Annotated in this window: 9 protein-coding genes; 8 read left to right on the top strand and 1 reads right to left on the bottom strand. The window is 73.9% G+C overall.

The window, feature by feature from the left end; genetic code table 11:
* Positions 1 to 57: 57 nt before the first annotated feature.
* Both EES41_RS04000 and EES41_RS03995 read left to right on the top strand, forming a co-directional pair.
* Positions 58 to 810: a helix-turn-helix transcriptional regulator gene (locus tag EES41_RS04000; protein WP_123082242.1), complete on the top strand. Its 753-nt coding sequence runs from the start codon at positions 58 to 60 to the stop codon at positions 808 to 810.
* A gap of 72 nt (positions 811 to 882) precedes the next feature.
* Positions 883 to 1,794 carry a DMT family transporter gene (locus EES41_RS03995; RefSeq protein WP_123075705.1) on the top strand — a complete coding sequence of 304 codons (912 nt, stop codon included), beginning with the start codon at positions 883 to 885 and terminating at the stop codon, positions 1,792 to 1,794.
* 155 nt (positions 1,795 to 1,949) lie between these two features.
* On the opposite strand, the gene EES41_RS03990 is transcribed toward EES41_RS03995, so the two are convergent.
* Positions 1,950 to 2,573 (bottom strand): TetR/AcrR family transcriptional regulator, encoded by a 624-nt coding sequence (locus EES41_RS03990; protein ID WP_254211304.1) that lies wholly within the window; start codon positions 2,571 to 2,573, stop codon positions 1,950 to 1,952.
* 160 nt (positions 2,574 to 2,733) lie between these two features.
* On the opposite strand from EES41_RS03990, the gene EES41_RS03985 reads away from it, so the two are divergent.
* The 6 genes from EES41_RS03985 to EES41_RS03960 all read left to right on the top strand — a co-directional run bounded on the left by EES41_RS03985 (position 2,734) and on the right by EES41_RS03960 (position 20,150).
* Positions 2,734 to 5,118, top strand: coding sequence for an MMPL family transporter (locus tag EES41_RS03985; RefSeq protein ID WP_123075701.1), 2,385 nt, complete (start codon positions 2,734 to 2,736; stop codon positions 5,116 to 5,118).
* Positions 5,115 to 5,843 (top strand): DUF2993 domain-containing protein, encoded by a 729-nt coding sequence (locus EES41_RS03980; RefSeq protein ID WP_250570358.1) that lies wholly within the window; start codon positions 5,115 to 5,117, stop codon positions 5,841 to 5,843. The genes EES41_RS03985 and EES41_RS03980 overlap by 4 nt, the downstream gene beginning before the upstream one ends.
* A 367-nt stretch (positions 5,844 to 6,210) precedes the next feature.
* Positions 6,211 to 7,059, top strand: a complete 849-nt coding sequence (locus EES41_RS03975) for a sterol desaturase family protein (RefSeq protein WP_254211726.1) — start codon at positions 6,211 to 6,213, stop codon at positions 7,057 to 7,059.
* Positions 7,060 to 7,184: 125 nt separating this feature from the next.
* Positions 7,185 to 16,832 (top strand): non-ribosomal peptide synthetase/type I polyketide synthase, encoded by a 9,648-nt coding sequence (locus EES41_RS03970; protein WP_123075697.1) that lies wholly within the window; start codon positions 7,185 to 7,187, stop codon positions 16,830 to 16,832.
* Positions 16,822 to 18,489, top strand: coding sequence for an NAD(P)/FAD-dependent oxidoreductase (locus EES41_RS03965; RefSeq protein WP_123075695.1), 1,668 nt, complete (start codon positions 16,822 to 16,824; stop codon positions 18,487 to 18,489). The genes EES41_RS03970 and EES41_RS03965 overlap by 11 nt, the downstream gene beginning before the upstream one ends.
* A gap of 20 nt (positions 18,490 to 18,509) precedes the next feature.
* The gene (locus tag EES41_RS03960; protein WP_123075693.1) at positions 18,510 to 20,150 is read left to right on the top strand and encodes an NAD(P)/FAD-dependent oxidoreductase; all 1,641 of its coding nucleotides are present in this window, start codon (positions 18,510 to 18,512) and stop codon (positions 20,148 to 20,150) included.
* Positions 20,151 to 20,166 lie beyond the last annotated feature (16 nt).

The raw sequence follows: 20,166 nt of genomic DNA, 5'->3' as shown, positions 1-20,166 counted from the left end.
GGGGCAACCATTCGGCGTTCGGCGAAGTTTTGCGGCACTCTGGAAGGCATGAACGACATGCGGGCCGCACGGCCGACCGGCGCGGGCGCCGCCGATACCGACGCCGACGCTCCTGACCCGGCGGCGCGCCTGGCCGCCCTCGCGGCGGCGCTGGCCGACGAGACCAGGGCCGCCATCTGCATGACCCTGCTCGAAGGGCGCGCCTGGACCGCGGGCGAACTGGCCCGGATCACCTCGGTCGCGCCGTCCACCGTCAGCGGCCACCTGGCGCGGCTGCTCGACGCGGGCATCTGCGTGACCGAGCGGCAGGGCCGGCACAGCTACGTCCGGATCGCGGACGCGGCGACGGCCCGCCTGGTGGACGAACTCGCCTCGCACGCCATTCCGGGCCGGGACGCCGCCCACGCGGTGCCCGTGGTCTCCGCGCCCGATCCGCTGGCCCGCGCCCGCACCTGCTACGACCACTTCGCGGGGCGGTTCGGCATGGCGGTCACCGACGCCCTGGAGCGGCGCGGCCTGCTGCGCACCGAGGGCGCCTTCCAGCTGACCGAGGAGGGCCGGGAGTGGTGCGGGCGGGCCGGTGTCGACCTCGCCCACCACGGGCGCAGGCCGCTGGCGAGCTCCTGTCTGGACTGGACGGAGCGCCGCCGCCACCTGGGCGGCCTGGCCGGGGCGCGGCTGTGCGCGCGGGCGCTGGGGGAGCGGTGGGTGGTGCGGCCGGAGGGCGGCGGGCGCGGGCTGCGGGTGACCGAGGCCGGGGAAACGGCCTTCGAGGCCCTGCTGGGGATCACTCCGGACGCCTGGGCCTGAGCGGCGTGCGCAGCCTGAGGGCAGAAAACATTTCGGTGGACACCGAAATGTTGCCTGGGTAGGGTGCGGCTTATGAAGTCCCGCCTGAGTCTGCTCCCGCCCGGCGCCCTCACGGCCGGCGCCGTGTCCTTCACGGTGTTCGCCTGGGCCTCCGCCTTCGTCTCCATCCGCAGCGCCGGCTCCGCCTACTCGCCCGGCGCCCTGGCCCTCGGCCGCATGCTGACCGCCTCCGTGGTGCTGATAACCCTGCTCCTGGTACGCCGCGTGGGCCTGCCGCCGCGCGGGGCCTGGCGCGGCATCCTGATCTCCGGCCTGGTGTGGTTCTGCGGCTACACGGTCGCGCTGAACTGGGGAGAACGACTGGTCGACGCGGGTACGGCGGCCCTGCTCGTGAACACCGGGCCCATCCTGATGGCGCTGCTCGCCGCCCGCCTGCTGGGTGAGGCGCTGCCGCCGCGGCTGCTCGCGGGCATGGGCGTGTCCTTCGTCGGCGCGGTGGTCGTCGGCCTGTCCATGTCCGGCGGCGGCGGCTCCACGTCCGTCCTCGGGGTGGTGCTGTGCCTGCTGGCCGCCGTGGCGTACGCGAGCGGAGTCGTCGCGCAGAAGCCGGCGCTCTCCTTCGGAACGCCCCTGCAGATCACCGCGTACAGCTGCCTGACCGGCGCCGTGGCCTGCCTGCCCTTCGCCGGACAGCTCGTGGCGGAAGTCCCCGAGGCGCCGCTCTCGGCCACCTTGAACATGGTCTACCTGGGCGTGGTGCCGACGGCCCTCGCCTTCATCGCGTGGACCTACGCCCTGGCCCGGATGCCGGCCGGGAAGCTGGGCTCGACCACGTACGCCGTCCCGGCCGTCGTGGTGCTGCTGAGCTGGGTGTTCCTCGGTGAAGTGCCCGCCTGGCTGACCCTGCTCGGCGGAGTGCTGTGCCTGGCCGGCGTGGCGGTGGCCCGCAGCCGGCCGCGCGCGGCGGCCCGCGCGGCGGCGTAGGTTCCGCGCCCCGACGAAGGGGCCGGCCCGCGCGTAGGTTCCGCGCCGCGGCGTAGGGCCGGCTCCGCCGCGAAGGGGCCGGCTCCGCGGTGTAGGTTCCGCGCTGCGGCGCGGGCCGCGTCCGGCGAGGACGGGCCTGCCGGGCGCGGGGGCGCTCAGGGGGTCGGCGCCGGCGGGTCCGTCGCCGCGAGCAGGGCCTGGACGGCGGTTCCCATCGCGCGGCGGGCCGCCTCGACGTCCAGCCCGCTGCTGCGCCAGTGGTACCAGGCGCCCCAGGTGGTGACCGCGTCCAGCCCGTTCAGCAGGTCGGCCGCGCGCGCGGCGGGAACCCGGCCGAGCTCCTCGGCGAAGACCGCGGCCAGCCGCGCGCGGGCGAGGTCCAGTACCTGCCGGGTGACCTCGTCGATCCGCGCGGACCGCTGCTCCAGGCGCATCGTCGTCAGCTGCGCCGGGGTGATCCACTCCAGGATCCGGGCGCGCTGTTCGGTGAGCGCTTCGACCCGGACCGCGCGCGGGCCCTCCGTGGGCAGCGGCCTGATCTGCTCCATCAGCTGTTCGAGCCGCCGGGTGATGGCCGTCTCGATCAGCTGGGCCATGTCGGCGAAGTGGTGGAACACCAGGCGCCGCGAGACGCCGGCGCGCTCGGCCACCCGGTCCGCGGGGAACTGTGACTCGCCCTCGTCGAGCAGGGCCAGCACGGCGTCCGCGATCTTCACGCGGGACTGCCGCCCGCGCTCCGTACGGCCGTCCGAAGAGCGGTCCTGCGCCTGATCGGCCACCTGCTCCACCTCGGTCCCTCCCCGTCGTCACCCACCGGCATTGTCGCAAACGCCGGGTGCGGGCCGTGCGGCGGCGCGAGGTGATTGACGTTATTGCACTCGGAGTGCAAAAGTGGCCCGGCGGCGGCTGCCGTCGCCGGACCAGAGGGAGCGATCGAGGATGTTCGTCAGTGTGGGGCGATGGTGTGCCCGCAGGCCGAAGCGGACCATCGCCGCATGGCTCCTGCTGCTGCTCGCGCTGGGTGCGGCCGTCGCCCTGTGCGGCCGGGTCACCAGCGAAGCGGTCTCCATCCCCGGCAGCGACAGCCAGGCGGCCGCCGACGCCGCCCGGGCGTTCCCCGGCTCCGCCTCGGGCAAGCAGCCGCTGGTCCTGCACACCGGGGCCGGCGGCGCCGACCTGACCTCGGCCGGGGCGCGGGACGCGGTCGCGGCGGCGGCCCGGAACATCACCGGCGTGGACCACGTCGTCGCGGTCACCACCCCCTACGAGGGCGCCGGGCGGGCCGCGATGAGCGCCGACGGGCACACCGCCTTCCTCTCCGTCGAGCTCGACGTGACGGACCGGGACATCACCCCCGAGGTCACCCGGCGGATCGTGGACGCGGCCCGGCCCGCCGAGGCGGCGGGGATCGAGGTCACGCCCGGCGGCAGCCTGGCGGCCGCGGCCGACAAGGGCTCCACGCGGCACAGCGAGATCATCGGGCTCCTCGCGGCCCTCACCATCCTCTGGTTCGGCTTCCGCAGCGCCGTCGCCGCCACCGTGCCGCTGATCGCCGCCGTCGTCGGACTCGGGGTGTCCCTCTCGGTGGTCGGGCTGCTCGGGCACCTGATGGACATGCCGTCCGCCGGATCCACCATCGCGGCGATGATCGGCCTCGGCGTGGGCGTCGACTACAGCCTCTTCTGCCTCACCCGCTTCCGCGAGCTACTGGGCGACGGAGCCTCGGTCGAGGACGCCGCAGCCCTGACCACGGCCGCCTCCGGCAAGGCCGTGGCCTTCGCAGGCTGCGCGGTCGTCGCCGCCCTCGCGAGCCTGGCCCTCGGCGGACTGCCGCTGCTCCACGCGCTGGCGCTCGCGCCCGGCATCGCCGTACTGGTCGCCGTCGCCGCCACCCTCACCCTGCTGCCGGCCCTGTTCGCCCTCCTCGGGCGAAGCCTCGCCCCGACGCCGACCACCCCGCCCCCGTCGGCGCCCGCCGCGGCCCCGGACGCAGCGGCGCCCGACCGGGCGGCGGCCCGCGGCTCAGCGGCCTCGGACCCGGCGGAGCCGGGTCGGGTTGCCCTGGACTCGGCGGTGTCTGATGCGGCGGCGGCCTCGGGCGGGTCGGCGGCCGGGGGTGGGGCCGGGTGGCGGCGGGTTGCCGAGCGCGTCGCCAGGCGGCCCTGGCGCCATTTGACCGGCGCTCTGCTGCTGGTCGCCGTTCTGGCCGCCCCGGCCGCCGGGCTGACCTTCGGTCAGCTCGACGGCGGCGACAAGGTCTCCTCGACCGCGAGCCGCACGGCCTACGACCGGCTCGCCCACGCCTTCGGGCCGGGTGTCAACGGGCCGCTCCAGGTCACCGACGCCCTGCCCGACCCCGCCTCCGGCCCCACGGACCCCCGTGTCACCAAGGTCACCGACGCCCTGGCGGACACCCCCGGCGTGGCCGCGGTCGGCCCCCCGCAGCTCAGTCCCGACGGCCGGACCGCCCGCTGGCAGGTCACCCCGACCACCGCGCCGGGCGATCCGGAAACCGCCCGCCTGGTGCACCGGCTGCGCGAGACCACCCTCCCCGCAGCCACCGCTGACACCGGCCACGGCGCCCACGTGAGCGGCGCGCCCGCCGCGCAGCTGGACCTGAACGACCGGCTCTCCCGGCGGCTGCCCGCGATCATCGCGTTCGTCCTCGTCATCGCCGCCCTGCTCCTGCTGCTGGCGTTCCGGTCCGTGGTCGTCGCGGCGACGGCCGCCGTACTGAACCTCGTGTCCGTGGCCGCCGCCTACGGGGTGCTCACCGCCCTGTTCCAGGAGGGGCGGGGGGCGGGGGCGCTGGGGCTCGACGGGCCCGTGCCCATCCCCGGATACGTTCCGCTGCTGATGTTCGCCGTCCTGTTCGGGCTGTCGATGGACTACGAGGTCTTCCTCCTCAGCGCCGTCCGCGAGGCCTACCTGAAGAGCGGCGACCACCGCGGCTCGGTGGTCACCGGCCTGGCGAGGACCGGCGGGATCATCACCTCGGCCGCCCTCATCATGGTCTGCGTCTTCCTGAGTTACCTGCTCTCCGGCGACCCGGTGGTCAAGATGTTCGGCATCGGCCTCGCCACGGCGGTCGCGCTCGACGCCACCCTCGTCCGCGGGCTCCTCGTCCCCGCCGCCATGATCCTGCTCGGCAAGGCCAACTGGTGGCTGCCCGGATGGCTCGACCGGGTGCTGCCCCGGATCGACATCGAGGGCGGCGACCACGCGCCACCGCCGAGGACGGCGACCGAACCAGAACCAGAACCAGAACCCGAACCCGAACCCGAACCCGAACCCGCCCCGCCCGTCACCGTGAGGAAGACATGAACCGCACCGCCCAGGCCGAGTCGGCCGCCGTCACCGAGCCGCGGCGCGCCCGGCGCCGGTCCGGCGCCCGCCGGTGGGTGCTGATCGGCGCCGGTGCGCTGGTGGCCGTGGCGGCGCTGGCCGACACCATCGCCGCCGGGGTCACCGAGAGCGATCTCGCCGACCGCGTCGAACGCCGGCAGAGCGCCCTCACGGAGTCCCCGGACGTCTCCGTCGACGGGTTCCCGTTCCTGCTCCACGCGGCTCGCGGGACGTTCCCCGAAGTGGAGGTGCGGGCCAAGGCCAAGACGGGTGAGGGGCTGCCCGTCACCGCCTCCGTGGACCTGCGGGACGTGTCGAAGACCGAGGGGGGTTACCGGGCCGCCACGGCGCGGGCCGACTTCAGCGTCCCCCTCGACGCACTGGCCGCGCACCGGGGCGAGGGCGTCCGGCTGTCCGAGTCCGACGGCCGCCTGCGGATCACCCGCGAGTTCCTCGGCATGCCGCTCGTCGTCACCGCGGAGGTCGGGCTGAGCGGTGACACGGTGACGCTGGAGCCCTCCGCCGCCACCTTCGCCGGGCGTCCGCTGGATCCCGCCAACCCCCGGATCGCCGCCGCCGTCAAGGAAGCGGAACGCGAGATCCCCGACCTGCCCCTCGGCCTCGAACCCTCCGGAGTCTCGGTGGCCGAAGGGGCGGTGACCGTCCACGCCCGGGCGAGCGACGTGGCCCTCGACCCGGCGTGACACCGGCCCCGCGCACACCGGCCCCGCGTGACACCGGTCCCGCGCACACCGGCCCCGCCCCCGCGTGACACCGGCCCCGCCCCCGGCGTCCCCGGGCCGTGCGCCCGGTGCGCCCCCGTGCACCGGACGCGGCGGGTCCGGTGACACCCCCGTGGCCCCGTGAGCCCCCCACACGCCCCATCAGGCGGAATTGCATTGCGTAGTTGATCCACTCCATACTGTGACCGGACTTCTCGGTGCTCGGGGTGGCGAGGGATGCGCCCCCCGGCGCCCGTTCGGCAAGGGGGGTGGCATGTCGGGTTCGCTGGCAGCCGGTGAGGACCGGCCTCGGCCGGGACGCGCCGCCGTACGGGCCGCCGCCCGCGTGGTGCTGGCCCGGGCGGCCCACCCCGTCCTGCTCCTCGCGGTGGTGGCGGTGTTCGTCGCCACCGTGCGCCGGGGCTGGCAGCCGGGCCCGGTCACCTTCGCCTTCCAGTTCGCGACGCTCTGCTACCTCGCGGGGCTGGAGCGCCTCATCCCGTACGAACGGAGCTGGCGCCCCAGCCGGCGCGAATGGCGTTGGTACGGCGTCTACTACCTCCTCACCACGCTGGGCGGCAGCACCGGGCAGACGGCGGTCCTGCTCGCCGCGGGCGCCGTGGCCCCCGCGCGCCCCCTGCTCCCGCTCGCCGCCGAGATGCCCCTCGCCCTGCTGCTGGGATCGCTGGCCAGCTACGTCATCCACCGGCTCGGACACACCAACCCGTGGCTCTGGCGGCTGCACGGCGTGCACCACGTGCCCGACAAGGTCAACGTCGGCAACAACGGCGTCAACCACGTCCTCGACGTCTTCGTCTCCCAGGCCTGCGCCCAGCTCCCGCTGGCGCTCATCGGGTTCTCGGAGCGGGCGGTCTTCGGAGTGGGCCTGTTCGTCATCGCGCAGGGCTACTTCGTGCACGCCAACGTCGCCGTCCGGCTCGGTCTCCTCAACCACGTCCTCGCGGGGCCGGAGCAGCACCGGCTGCACCACAGCACCGACCTGGCCGAGGCCGGGCACTACGGCTCCGACCTGTCCGTCTGGGACCGGGTGTTCGGCAGCTTCACCTGGCGCCCGGGCCGGGAGCCGGCCGCGGTCGGCCTCCTGCGGCCGGAGTCGTTCCCGGCCACCGGCGCGATCGGCGCCACCCTGGCGCACCCGTGGCGCGTGCCCGCGAAGACGGGCGAAACCGCTGGCTGACCTCCCCGCACCCGTACGCGCCCCCCTCCCGTCCCGCACGGGCTCCGCACGCCCCCGCGCGCGCAGGCGTGCCCACCCCTGCCCTCCCCAGCGGTACTTGTCGACGACCTAAGGACCTGACCACCATGGCTGAAGCGATCCGCGTCACCCCTCCGGAGAAGATCGCGATCATCGGCATCGGCTGCCGGTTCCCCGGCGGCGCTGGTGACCACCGGGTCTTCTGGCAGAACCTGCTCGACGGCAAGGACTGCATCACCGCGACGCCCCGCGACCGGTACGACGTGAGCACGCTCGGCAGCCGTGACAAGGCCAAACCCGGGCGGCTGGTGGGAGGCCGGGGCGGCTACATCGACGGGTTCGACGAGTTCGACCCCGCCTTCTTCGGCATCAGCCCCCGCGAGGCGGACTCCATGGACCCGCAGCAGCGCAAGCTGCTGGAGGTGGCCTGGGAGGCACTGGAGGACGGCGGCCAGAAGCCGGCCGAACTGGCCGGCGGCGACGTCGGCGTGTTCATCGGGGCGTTCACCCTGGACTACAAGATCCTCCAGTTCGCCGACTTACGGTTCGACACGCTGGCCGCGCACACCGCGACCGGCACGATGATGACGATGGTGTCGAACCGCATCTCGCACTGCTTCGACTTCCGGGGCCCCAGCCTCTCCGTCGACACCGCGTGCAGTTCCTCCCTGGTCTCGGTCCACCTCGCCTGCGAGAGCCTGCGCCGGGGCGAGAGCACCCTCGCGCTGGCCGGCGGCACCCTGCTCCACCTCACGCCGCAGTACACCATCGCCGAGACCAAGGGCGGCTTCCTGTCCCCCGAGGGCCGCTCCCGTACGTTCGACGCCGACGCGGACGGGTACGTCCGCGCCGAAGGGGTCGGCGTCGTCGCCCTCAAACGCCTCTCCGACGCCCTCCGTGACGGTGACCCGGTCCATGCCGTGATCACCGCGAGCGGGGTCAACCAGGACGGCCGCACCAACGGCATCACCGTGCCCAGCGCCGACGCCCAGGTCGCCCTCATCCAGCGGGTGTGCGCCGAGGCCGGCATCACACCCGGCGACCTCCAGTACGTCGAGGCCCACGGCACCTCCACCCCGGTGGGCGACCCCGTCGAGGCCGCCGCCCTCGCCCGGGCCCTCGCCGTCGGCCGCGCCCCCGGCGCCGCCTGCTACGTCGGCTCGGTCAAGACCAACATCGGGCACACGGAATCGGCCGCGGGCATCGCCGGCCTCATCAAGACCGCCCTCAGCATCCGGCACCGCCGGATCCCGCCGCACATCAACCTGCGGCGGATCAACCCCGCCATCGACCTCGCCGGCGCGCCCTTCGACATTCCGACGCGGGTCACCGCCTGGCCCGCGCACCGGGGCCCGGCGCGCGCCGGCGTCAACTCCTTCGGCTTCGGCGGCACCAACGCGCACGTCCTGCTGGAGGAGGCGCCGGCGGCGCCCGATCCCTCCGTCGAGGGGCTCGTCGCGGGGCCCGGTGCGAGGCCCGGAGCATCCCGCCCGCGGTACACGATCCTCCCGCTGACCGCGCGCGACCCGGCCGCCCTGCCCGAGAGGGCCGAGGCGATCCGCCGCGAGCTGGCCGGGCCCGCCGCCGCACCCGCGTCCCTCGCCGACCTCGGGTACACGCTCGCCCACCGCCGCCAGCACCACGACGCCCGGCTGTCCGTCGTCTACGGCTCCCGCGAGGACCTCGACGAGGCACTCGCCGCCCACCTGCGGGGCGAAACCCACCCCCGCGTACTCCTCGACCGCCGCCGCCCGGACCAACACCGGCGGCTCGCCTGGGTGTTCACCGGCATGGGACCGCAGTGGTGGGGGATGGGCCGCGAGCTGTTCGCCGCGCAGCCCGCCTACCGCGACGCGATCGAACGCTGCGACCACGAGATCGCCGAACTCACCGGCTGGTCCCTGACCGAGGCGATGGCCGCCGACGAGGCCGGCTCCCGGATGGCCGAGACCTGGCTGGCCCAGCCCGCCAACTTCGCCGTCCAGGTGGGCCTGTCCGCCCTGTGGCGCGCCCACGGCGTACGTCCCGACGCCATCGTCGGGCACAGCACGGGCGAGGTCGCCGCCTTCCACGAAGCGGGCGTCTACAGCCTGCGCGACGCGGTGCGGATCGTCGTCCACCGCAGCCGCCTCCAGCAGCGGCTGGCAGGCACCGGAACCATGCTGGCCGCCGGACTCACCGAGGACGAGGCGCTGCGCCGCCTGCGCCCGTACGGGGACCAGGTGTCCCTCGCCGCCGTGAACAGCCCGGCGGCGGTCACCTTCGCCGGGGACCAGGCCGCGCTCACCGCCCTCGCCGGGGAACTCCACGCCGAACAGGTCTTCGCCAAGTTCCTCACCGTCCGCGTGCCCTACCACAGCGCCCGCATGGAGGAGATCAAGGACGAGCTGCTCTCCAGCCTCGCCGGCATCGAACCGCGCCCGGCCCGGGTGCCGTTGTACCTGACCGGCAGGGAGGGCCGGGCGGTGGGCAACGAACTCGACGCCGACTACTGGTGGAGCAACGTCCGCGACAGCGTCCGCTTCCGCCAGGCCGTCGAGCGGATGGCCGCTGACGGCCACCGCACCTTCCTGGAGATCGGCCCGCACCCCGTCCTGACCCACGCGATCAAGGAGTGCCTGGCCGGCGTTCCCGCCGCCGCGGAGCCGGGCGCCGAAGCCGTCACCCTGGCGTCGATCCGCCGGGGCGAGGACGAGGAGGCCTGCTTCACGGCCTCCCTCGCCGCGCTCCACAACCTCGGCTTCGACATCGCCTGGGACGTGCTCCAGCCCGCCGGCCGGACCGTACCGCTGCCGCGCTACCCGTGGAAGCGCGACCGGTACTGGACCGAGCCGCGCCCCGTCGCGCAGGTCCGGCTCGGTCAGGTCGACCACCGCCTGCTCGGCCGCCGGCTCGCCACCGCGGAACCCGTGTGGGAAGCGGAGATCGACCTGGAAACCGCCCCCTACCTGGCCGACCACCGCATCCAGGGCCGCGCCCTGTTCCCGGCCGCCGGCTACCTCGAAATGGCCGCTCAAGCCGTCCGCACCCTGACCGGCGGCACCGAGATCGCGCTCGGCGACATCGAGTTCCGCAAGGCCCTGTTCCTGCCCGACGACGCCTCCCGCACCGTGCAACTGGCGCTCTCCCTGGAGGACGCCGCGTTCACCGTCGCGACCGGCGGCCCCGGCACGACGGAACGCGCCGTCCACGCGAGCGGCGTCGTCCGAACCGGCCACCGCCCCACGCCCCGGGCCCCGCTGGACATCGAGGTGGTCCGGGCGCGCGCCGACCGCCACTACGGCGGCGCGGCCTGCTACGCCGCGCTGGAAGCCCTCGGCTACCACTACGGGCCCGCCTTCCAGGGCATCGAGGAGGTGTGGACCGGCCCCGGCGAGGCACTGGCGCGGATCCGCCGCCCCGACCCCGTGAGCGGGGACGCGGCCGCCGGCCACCACATCCACCCCGTGCTGCTCGACGCCTGCTTCCAGACCCTCCTCACCGCCGCGGACCGGGGCGGCCCGGAGGACGGCTCCACCGGCATCCTGCTGCCGCTGTCCATCGCCGACGTCCGCACCGGACCGGTCGGCGACCAGCCGCTGTGGGCCCATGCCACGGTCACCCGCCGGCACGACGGCGAACTCGTCGGGGACATCGCCCTCCACGACGACGCCGGGCTCCCGCTCGGCCACGTCGGCGGCTTCCGCGCCGCCGACGTCGAGAAGGCCACTGCCGCGGTCGGCCTCGCCACCATCGACGGCTGGCTCGCCGAACCCACCTGGAGCGAACGCCCCCTGGAGCCCGCCCCGGCCACCGCCGCTGCCCCCGGCACCTGGCTGGTGTTCGCCGACGCCCCCGGCGGCGTGGCCGACGCGCTCGCCGAACTCGTCACGGCACGCGGGGGACACTGCCACCTCGTACGTCCCGGCGACGCCTACGTCACCCACCGGGACACCCGTACCTCGACCGTGGTCCCCGGCCGGGCGGAGGACCTGCGGCGGCTGCTCACCGACCCGGCCGGGCCGGCCGAGGTCCCCGACACCGTCGTCCACCTGTGGAACCTCGACCTGCCGGCGCTGGACGCCACCGAGCGCCGGCACCTCGAAGCCCACAGCACCACCGGGGCCTACTCCCTGATCGCCCTCGCGCAGGCGCTCCTGAGCGACCCGGACCAGAGCGCCGCGCCCGCCGCCCTGCACATCGTCACCCGTGGCGCGCAGGCCGCCGATCGCGGGCAGCCCGTCGAGCCGCTGGGCGCGCTCGCCTGGGGCGTCGGCCGCGTCCTGCGCCACCAGGAACTCACCGCCCACCGGGGCAAGCTGATCGACCTCGCGCCGAACGCCGGACCCGGACGTGGACCCGGACCCGGGCCCGACGAGGTCAGCCGGGCCGAGGCGCGGGCCCTGCTGGACGAGATCCTGCACACCCCGGCCGCCGATTCCGACGCCGCCGATGCCGTCGGCCCCGCCGGGCCGCCCGAGGACGAGATCGCGCTGCGCGACGGCCGCCGCCTCATCAGCCGGCTCACCCGGCCCGAAGGCCTCACCCGCCCCCTGCCCACCCGGCTGCGCCCCGACGGCGCCTACCTGGTCACCGGTGCCTTCGGCGCGCTCGGCCGGCTGCTGTGCCGGTTCCTGGTCCGGCGCGGCGCCCGCCACCTCATCCTGGCCGGCCGTACGCCGCTGCCCGACCGCGCCGCCTGGAGCGGCCTCGACCCGGCCTCCCCGGCCGGACGGAGCACCCGGTTCGTCAAGGAACTGGAGGCACTGGGCGCCCACCCCGTCCACGCGGCGCTGGATGTCGCCGACGGCGCGGCCCTGGCCGCCTGGCTGGACACCTACCGCACCCTGGACGCCCCGCCCGTGCGCGGCGTGTTCCACCTGGCCGGGCACGTCCAGGACACCCTGCTGCCCGCCATGGACCGGCCCGCCTTCGACTCCGTCCTCGCCCCCAAGGCCGCCGGCGCGTGGCTCCTCCACGACCTGCTGCGCGACGCGCCGCTCGACCACTTCGTACTGTTCTCCTCGGTCGCCTCGCTGCTCACCACCGCGGGCCAGACCAACTACGCGGCGGGCAACGCCTTCCTCGACGCGCTGGCCCACCACCGGCGCGCCCTCGGACTGCCCGCGCTCAGCATCGACTGGGGCCCCTGGGCCACCGGGATGATCGAGGAACTCGGGCTGGTCGAGCACTACCGCCTGGCCCGCGGCATGAGCTCGCTCGCGCCCGACGCGGGCACCGCCGTCCTGGAGCGCGTCATCGGCCAGGACCGCCCCCAGCTGCTCGTGGCCACGGTGGTGGACTGGAAGGCCTTCCTCTCCTGGTACCCCTCCCCGCCGCCGCTGGTCACCGAGCTCGCCGCGACCGCCGACAGCGGCGCCGGGGCCGATGCCGCCGCGCACAGCGGATTCCTCGACCTGTTCCGTACGGCGGACGCGGAGCACCGCGCCGCACTCGCGCTGGAGCGGTTCACCGCGGTCGCCGCGACCGTTCTGCGGGTGCCGGCGGAGCAGCTCGGCGAGGCCGGCAGCCTCGCCGCCCTCGGCCTCGACTCGCTGATGGCCATGGAACTGCGCGTCCGGGTCCAGGCCGAGACCGGAGTGGCCCTGCCCCTGGTCGCCCTGCTCAGCGGCGCACCGCTCGCCGAACTCGGCGACCAGCTCTGCCGGGCGGCAGCCGCCCGCCTCGCCGACACGGCGGACGGCGACGGAGCCGTGGCGGAGGTCGAGACCCACCACGACGAGCTGCGCCACCCCCTCACCCAGAACCAGAAGGCCCTCTGGTTCCTCAAGCAGCTCAACCCCGACGGCTTCGCCTACAACATCGGCGGCGCGGTCGAGATCAGGGCCCGGCTCGAACCGGAGGTGATGTTCGACGCCGTCCGCGCGCTCGTGGCGCGCCACCCCATGCTGCGCGCCAACTTCACGCTGGAGGAAGGCCGGCCGGTGCAGCAGATCGCGACCGGCGGGGAAGCCGACGTGGCGCTGTTCGACGTCCAGGACCGGGACTGGGACGAGATCCACGCGATGATCGTCCGCGAGTACCGCCGCCCGTACGACCTCGAACACGACCCGCTGATCCGCTTCCGGCTCTTCCGGCGCGGTCCGGACCGCTGGATCGTCATGAAGGCCGTCCACCACATCATCTCCGACGCGATCTCCACCTTCACCTTCATCGAGGAACTCCTCGCGCTCTACGAGGGCATGCGCGCGGGCCGGCCCGTCCCGCTCCCGCCCCTGCGGGCCCGCTACCTCGACTTCCTCAACGGCCAGAACCGCTTCCTGGCCTCACCCGACGCCCGGCGCATGCTGGAGTACTGGCGCGGCGTCCTGCCCGCCGAGGTGCCCGCCCTCGACTTGCCCTCCGACGGCCCGCGACCCGCCGTGCAGACCCACAACGGCGCCTCCGAGTTCTTCGTCCTCGACGCCGAACTCAGCGCCCGCGTCCACGCCCTGGCCCGCGCGCACGACGTGACCGTGTTCATGGTGCTGCTCAGCGCCTACTACGTCCTGCTGCACCGCTACTCGGGGCAGGACCGGATCGTCGTCGGCAGCCCGGTGACCGGCCGCACCGAGGAGGAATTCGCCTCCGTCTACGGCTACTTCGTCAACCCGCTCCCGCTGTACGCGGACCTGTCCGGGGCCCCCGGGGTCGGCGCGCTGCTGGCACAGGTCCGCGAGGTCGTCCTGGGCGGACTCGACCACCAGGAGTACCCGTTCGTACTGCTCGTCGAGGAGCTGGGGCTCCAGCACGACCCGAGCCGCTCCGCCGTCTTCCAGGCGATGTTCATCCTGCTCGCCCACAAGGTCGCCACCGAGCAGTACGGATACCGCCTCGACTACATCGAACTCCCCGAAGAGGAAGGACAGTTCGACCTGACCCTGTCGGCCTACGAGGACGCGTCGGAAGAGCGCTTCCACTGCGTCCTGAAGTACAACACCGACATCCTGCCGCCCGAGACGGTACGCCGGATGGCCTCCCACTACGTCAACGTCCTGGACGCCCTCACCCGCGCCCCCGCCGACCGGCCGGTGGCCCGCCTCGAACTGCTCTGCGCCGACGAGCGCGAAGGGGTCCTGACCGACGCCTGTGCCCGGGGCCCGGTCCTCCCGGAGGAGCCGGCCGTGCACCGGCTGATCGCCGGGGCCGCCGCCCGCCACCCGGACGCCGTCGCGGTCTCCGTCCCCGCCGAGGCGGGGCCCACCCGCCACCTCACCTACGGGGAACTGGAGCGCCACGCCCGGCTGCTGGCCGCCCGGCTGCGCGACCGGGGCGTGGGACGCGGGGCCGTCGTCGCCGTCTGCCTCCCGAAGTCCCCCGAGCTGATCGTGGCCCTGCTCGCCGTCCTCAAGGCGGGCGCCGCCTACCTGCCGCTCGACCCCGACCACCCCGCCGACCGGCTCGCCGGCATGGCGGAAAACGCCGGGGCGGCGCTCGTCATCACCGACACGGCGGGCCCCGCACGCCTGGCCGCCCTCGGCATTCCCGTGCTCACCGACCTCCCCGCCCCGGACGGCCCCGCCGACCTGGAGGCCGCCGCGGACGCCGGAGCCGAGGACGCCGGAGCCGAGGAGGGCACCGCGGCGGACCCGGACGCGCCGGCGTACGTCATCCACACCTCCGGATCGACCGGCCGCCCCAAGGCCGTACGCGTCGGACACCGCGCCCTCAGCGCCCTGTACGCCGCCTGGCGCGCGGAGTACGGACTGGACACCGCCCCCGGCGTCCACCTCCAGATGGCCGGCGTCTCCTTCGACGTCTTCACCGGCGACCTCGTCCGCGCCCTGTGCTCCGGCGGCCGCCTGGTGCTGATCGGCCGCGAGCTGCTGCTCAACACCGCCCGCCTGTACGAGACGATGACCACCGAGCGCGTCGACTGCGCCGAGTTCGTCCCCGCCGTCGTCCGCTCCCTCATGCACCACTGCGCACACGGCGGACACCGCCTGGACTTCATGCGGCTGCTGATCGTCGGCTCCGACGTCTGGAAGGTCGGGGAGTACGAGCGACTGCGCCGCCTGTGCGGCCCCGGCACCCGCGTGATCAACTCGTACGGCCTGACCGAGGCGACCGTCGACAGCGCCTGCTTCGAAGGCCCCACCGACGGACTCGACCCCAACCAGCCCGTCCCGATCGGCAAGCCGCTCCCCAACTGCACCCTGCGCATCCTCGACGAGCACCGCGCCCCCGTGCCGCCCGGAGTCACCGGAGAACTCTGGGTCGGCGGCGCGGGCCTCGCCCTCGACTACGCCCACGACCCCGAACAGACCGCGCTGCGGTTCGTGTACCTGACGCTGGGCCGCGGCCCCGGGGCCGAACCGGAGCGGCTCTACCGCACCGGCGACCTCGCCCGCCGCGACACCCGGGGCCGCGTCCACCTCCTCGGCCGCGCCGACGCGCAGCTGAAGGTGCGCGGCCACCGCATCGAACCCGGTGAGATCGAATCCCTGCTGCTGTCCTGGCCCGGCCTCACCCAGGCCGTCGTCACCGTCCGCGCCGACGCCCACGGCGAAGCCGCCCTGTGCGCGTACTACGTCCCCGCCCCCGGGAGCGCACCGGATCCGGCCGAACTGCGCGGCCACCTCTCGGCGGCGCTGCCCACCCATCTCATCCCGGCCCACTTCACCGCCCTCGACGCCCTGCCGCTCACCCCGAACGGCAAGGTCGACATCGCCGGCCTGCCCCAGCCGCGCGCCGCATCCGCCGAGGAGGGGCACGAACCGCCGGTCACGCTCTACGAACGGTCCATGGCCGCGCACTGGCAGTCGCTGCTCTGCCTGGAACGCGTGGGCCTGCGCAGCGACTTCTTCGCCTCCGGCGGCAGTTCCATCAAGCTCATCGAGCTGATCCACCGCCTCCAGGCCGAGTTCAACCTCACCGTCCCGGTCAGCCTGCTCTTCAAGGTCACGACCCTGCACGGCATGGCCAGGACCGTCGAGGACATCATCACGGGCAAGATCGCCGGCGGCCGCCCCCACCTGACCTTCAACACCGGCCGGGGCCCCGCGCTGTTCTGCTTCCCGCCGGCCGGCGGGCACGGACTGGTCTACCGCGGCTTCGCCGCGCACCTGCCCCAGTACGAACTCGTCGCCTTCAACCACCTCTACGGCGACGACAAGGCCGTGCGCTACGCCGACCTCATCGAGAAGCTCCGGCCCGACGGCGCCTGCCCGCTCCTCGGGTACTCGCTCGGCGGCAACCTCGCCTTCGAGGTCGCCAAGGAACTGGAACGGCGCGGACGCACGGTCCCGCACGTCGTGATCATGGACTCCTACCGCATCCTGGAGTCCCAGACGATCGCCGAGGAGCACGTCGAGGCCTTCGAGCGCGAACTGCGCGGCCACCTCCACCGCCACACCGGCTCCCGTTCCGTCGCCGACGAGACCCTCGCGCAGGCCAGGGACTACCTGGACTACTGCGGCCGCACCCCCAACCTGGGCACGGTGACGGCGGCCGTCAGCGTGATCTCCGACGAGCCCAAGGCCGCCTTCTACGCGGCCGGCCGCCAGGGCACCTGGCACGGCAGCTCGACCACCCGCACCGAACTGCTCCGGGGCCACGGCACGCACGCCGAGATGCTCGACGAGAAGTACGCGGAGCGCAACGCCGCACTCACCCTGGCCGCGCTCACCGGCGACGCCGTCCAGGCAGGCGGCGCCGTCCACACCGGCGACGCCGTCCACCCCGACGGCGCGGTCCGGGCAGGCGGCGCCGTCCATGCCGGCGGCGCTGCCCAGACCGGCGCCGGGTCCACCGGAGGTGAGACGCATGCCGGGTGAAGCCCGCACCGTCTGGCCCCCGCGCGAGCGGGCACCGGGCCGGCCGCCCCGCGTCATCATCATCGGCGCCGGCATCGGCGGCCTGTCCACCGGCTGCTACGCCCAGATGAGCGGCGCCGAGACCCGCATCTTCGAGCGGCACGTCCTGCCCGGGGGCTGCTGCACGGCGTGGTCCCGGCAGGGCTACGTCTTCGACTACTGCATCGAATGGCTCACCGGCACCGGCCCCGGCAACGACGCCAACCGGGTGTGGCGCGAACTCGGCGCCCTCGACGGCAAGACCATCGCGAACTTCGAGATGTTCAACACCGTCGTCGACGAGCACGGCCGCTCGGTGACGTTCTACAACGACCCCGGCCGCCTCGAACGCCACCTCCTGGAGATCTCACCCGCCGACGCGCGGCCCATCCGCGCCTTCTGCCGCGACCTGAGGCGCTTCACCGACACCAACCTGTACCCCTTCCTCACGCCCCCGCCGCTCCAGACGCCCCGGGAGAAACTGGCCACCCTGCGGGCCGTCCTCCCCAACTTCCTGCTGTTCTGGCGCACCGCAGCGACCCGAATGGAACGCTTCGCCGGACGGTTCCAGGACCCGCTGCTGCGCCGGGCGTTCCCGTTCATCTTCTTCCAGGACCACGAGGTCTTCCCGCTGCTGCCCTACCTGTTCAACATGGCCAGTGCCCACCACCGCAACGCCGGCTTCCCCCAGGGCGGGTCACTGGGCCTGGCCCGCTCGGTCGAGGAGCGCTACACCTCGCTCGGCGGCCGGATCGACTACCGGGCCAGGGTGGCGCGCATCCTCGTCGAGGACGACCGGGCCGTCGGGGTGGAACTGCGCGGGGGCGAGCGGCACTACGCCGACCACGTCGTCTCCGCCTGCGACGGCTACACCACGATCCACGGGCTGCTCGAAGGCCGGTACAGCAGCCCCAGGGTCGACACCCTCTTCCAGGAGATGATGAACCGCCCCGAGCTCGTCTACCCCGGCGTCGTCTCCGCCTTCGTGGGCCTCGACGGCGAGTTCGCCGCGACCGAGCGGCACAGCACCACGTACCTGCTGTCCGACGAGGACGCCGCCGCCCTGCCGGGCGTCCTCCAGAAGAGCCTCGTCGTCCAACTGCGCTCCCACTACTCGGACGGGTTCGCCCCGCCCGGCAAGTCCGTCGTGCACTGCACCTACTTCAGCGACTACGCGTACTGGAAGCAGCTGCGGCTCACCGACCGCAAGGCGTACTGGGCGCGCAAACAGGAGGTGGCCGACTTCGTCCGCGCCTTCCTGGAACGGCACCACCCCGGCATCACCGACGCCATCGAGGTCGTCGACGTGGCCTCGCCCGCCACCATCGAGCGCTACACCGGCGTCCGCGGCGGCAGCATCCTCGGCTGGAAGTCCTTCACCGAGGCCGACGACGTGATCACCGGGCTGATCAACAAGGACCGGATGCGGCTCCCCGGACTGCGCGGCCTCTCCCTGGCCGGCCAGTGGTTCGGCGGCGGCAGCCTGATCCGCGCCGCCGCGAGCGGACGGTTCGTCACCCAGTACGTCTGCCGGGAACTCGGCCTCGACTTCCGGGCCTGGGAGAGCGGCGGAACCACGCCCTGGCATCCGGAAAAACTCGGCGTACTGCCGCAGCTCGAAAGGCGGCGGGTCCGGTGACCGGTCGGAACAGGCAAACCATGATCGTGATCGGCGGGGGGCTCGGCGGCCTGTCCACCGGCTGCTACGCCCAGATGAACGGCTACCGCAGCCGGATCTTCGAGATGCACGACATTCCCGGCGGCTGCTGCACCGGCTGGGGCCGGGGCGACTTCACCTTCGACTGCTGCGTCAGCTGGCTGCTGGGCAACGGCCCCGGCAACGAGATGCACCAGATCTGGCTCGAACTGGGCGCGCTCCAGGGCAAGGAGATGCGGCACTTCGACGTGTTCAACATCGTGCGCGGCCGGGACGGGCGCGCCGTGTACTTCTACAGCGACCCCGACCGGCTCGAAGCCCACCTGCTGTCCCTCTCGCCGGCCGACGCCCGCCTCATCCGCGGGTTCTGCGCCGGACTGCGCAAATTCCGCACCTGCCTGTCCACGTACCCCTTCCTCAAGCCCGTCGGGCTGATGGGCCGGTGGGAGCGCTGGCGCATGCTGGCCGGCTTCGTCCCCTACCTCAACCTCTTCCGCACCTCGATGTCGGTGCTGATGACGGAGTACTCGGCCCGCTTCCAGGACCCCCTGCTGCGCGAGGCGTTCAACTACATCCTGCTGGAGAAGCACCCCGCCTTCCCCGTACTGCCCTTCTACTTCCAGATGGCCGCGCAGGCGAACCGCTCGGCCGGGGTGCCCGAGGGCGGCTCCCTCGGACTCGCCCGCTCCATCGAGGCGCGCTACGCCCGGCTCGGCGGCGAGATCACGTACAACGCCAAGGTCGAGCGGATCCTCGTCGAGAACGACCGCGCGGTCGGCGTGCGGCTCGCCGACGGGAGCGAACACCGCGCCGACATCGTCGTCTCCGCGTGCGACGGGCACACCACCCTGATGAAGTTCCTCGAAGGCCGCTACCTCGACGACACCTACCGGCGGCTCTACACGCAGACCATCGACGAGCCCGGCATGGTCTTCCCCGGATACGTCAGCGTCTTCCTCGGCCTGCGCCGTACCTTCCCCCAGGGCGACCCCACCACCACCCACCTCCTCGACGAGGCCACCGCCGCCCGGCTGCCCGGCATCCGCCACCCCAGCCTCAACGTCCAGTTCCGCAGCCGGTTCTACCCCGAGCTGTCGCCCCGCGACACCACCGTCGTCTACGCCACGTACTTCTCCGACACCGACCCCTGGCGGGGGCTGAGCGAAGGCCCCGAGCAGCTCAGCCGGCCCCGCCGCGGAGAGGAGCACCACACGCTCCCCGTCCGGCGCGGCCGCGCCTACTCGGCCGCCAAACACCGGGTCCGGGACACCGTCGTCGCCTTCCTGGAAGAGCGCTACCCCGGGCTGAAGGACTCCATCGCGGTGCGCGACACCTCCACGCCCCTCACCCAGATCCGCTACACGGGCAACTACGACGGGACCGTCCTCGGCTGGCAGCCCTTCGTCGAAGGCGGCGAGACCATGGAGGAACTCGTCAAGAAGCACGGGCCGGTCCTGCCCGGCCTGCGGAACTTCTACCTCTCCGGCGTCTGGGCCACCACGGGCGGCCTCATCCGGGCGGCCGCCGCCGGACGGCAGGTCATGCAGTTCGTCTGCCGCGACGACGGCCTCGACTTCACCGCCACCGTCGACGACAGCGCGCCGCCGCCCACGCACGTCGTCGTACCGGTGGGCCCCCGCTGACCGCGCCCGGCGCACG

Source organism: Streptomyces sp. ADI95-16 (genome assembly GCF_003721495.1).
Lineage (GTDB): Bacteria > Actinomycetota > Actinomycetes > Streptomycetales > Streptomycetaceae > Streptomyces > Streptomyces goshikiensis.
This window is presented reverse-complemented; position numbering and strand designations above follow the sequence as displayed.

What these genes read in the sequence shown, in the direction of transcription:
- EES41_RS04000 (WP_123082242.1), top strand. Translation starts at nt 58, where the DNA reads ATGCGGGCCGCACGGCCGACCGGCGCGGGCGCCGCCGATACCGACGCC.
- EES41_RS03995 (WP_123075705.1), top strand. Translation starts at nt 883, where the DNA reads ATGAAGTCCCGCCTGAGTCTGCTCCCGCCCGGCGCCCTCACGGCCGGC.
- EES41_RS03985 (WP_123075701.1), top strand. Translation starts at nt 2,734, where the DNA reads ATGTTCGTCAGTGTGGGGCGATGGTGTGCCCGCAGGCCGAAGCGGACC.
- EES41_RS03980 (WP_250570358.1), top strand. Translation starts at nt 5,115, where the DNA reads ATGAACCGCACCGCCCAGGCCGAGTCGGCCGCCGTCACCGAGCCGCGG.
- EES41_RS03970 (WP_123075697.1), top strand. Translation starts at nt 7,185, where the DNA reads ATGGCTGAAGCGATCCGCGTCACCCCTCCGGAGAAGATCGCGATCATC.
- EES41_RS03965 (WP_123075695.1), top strand. Translation starts at nt 16,822, where the DNA reads ATGCCGGGTGAAGCCCGCACCGTCTGGCCCCCGCGCGAGCGGGCACCG.
- EES41_RS03960 (WP_123075693.1), top strand. Translation starts at nt 18,510, where the DNA reads ATGATCGTGATCGGCGGGGGGCTCGGCGGCCTGTCCACCGGCTGCTAC.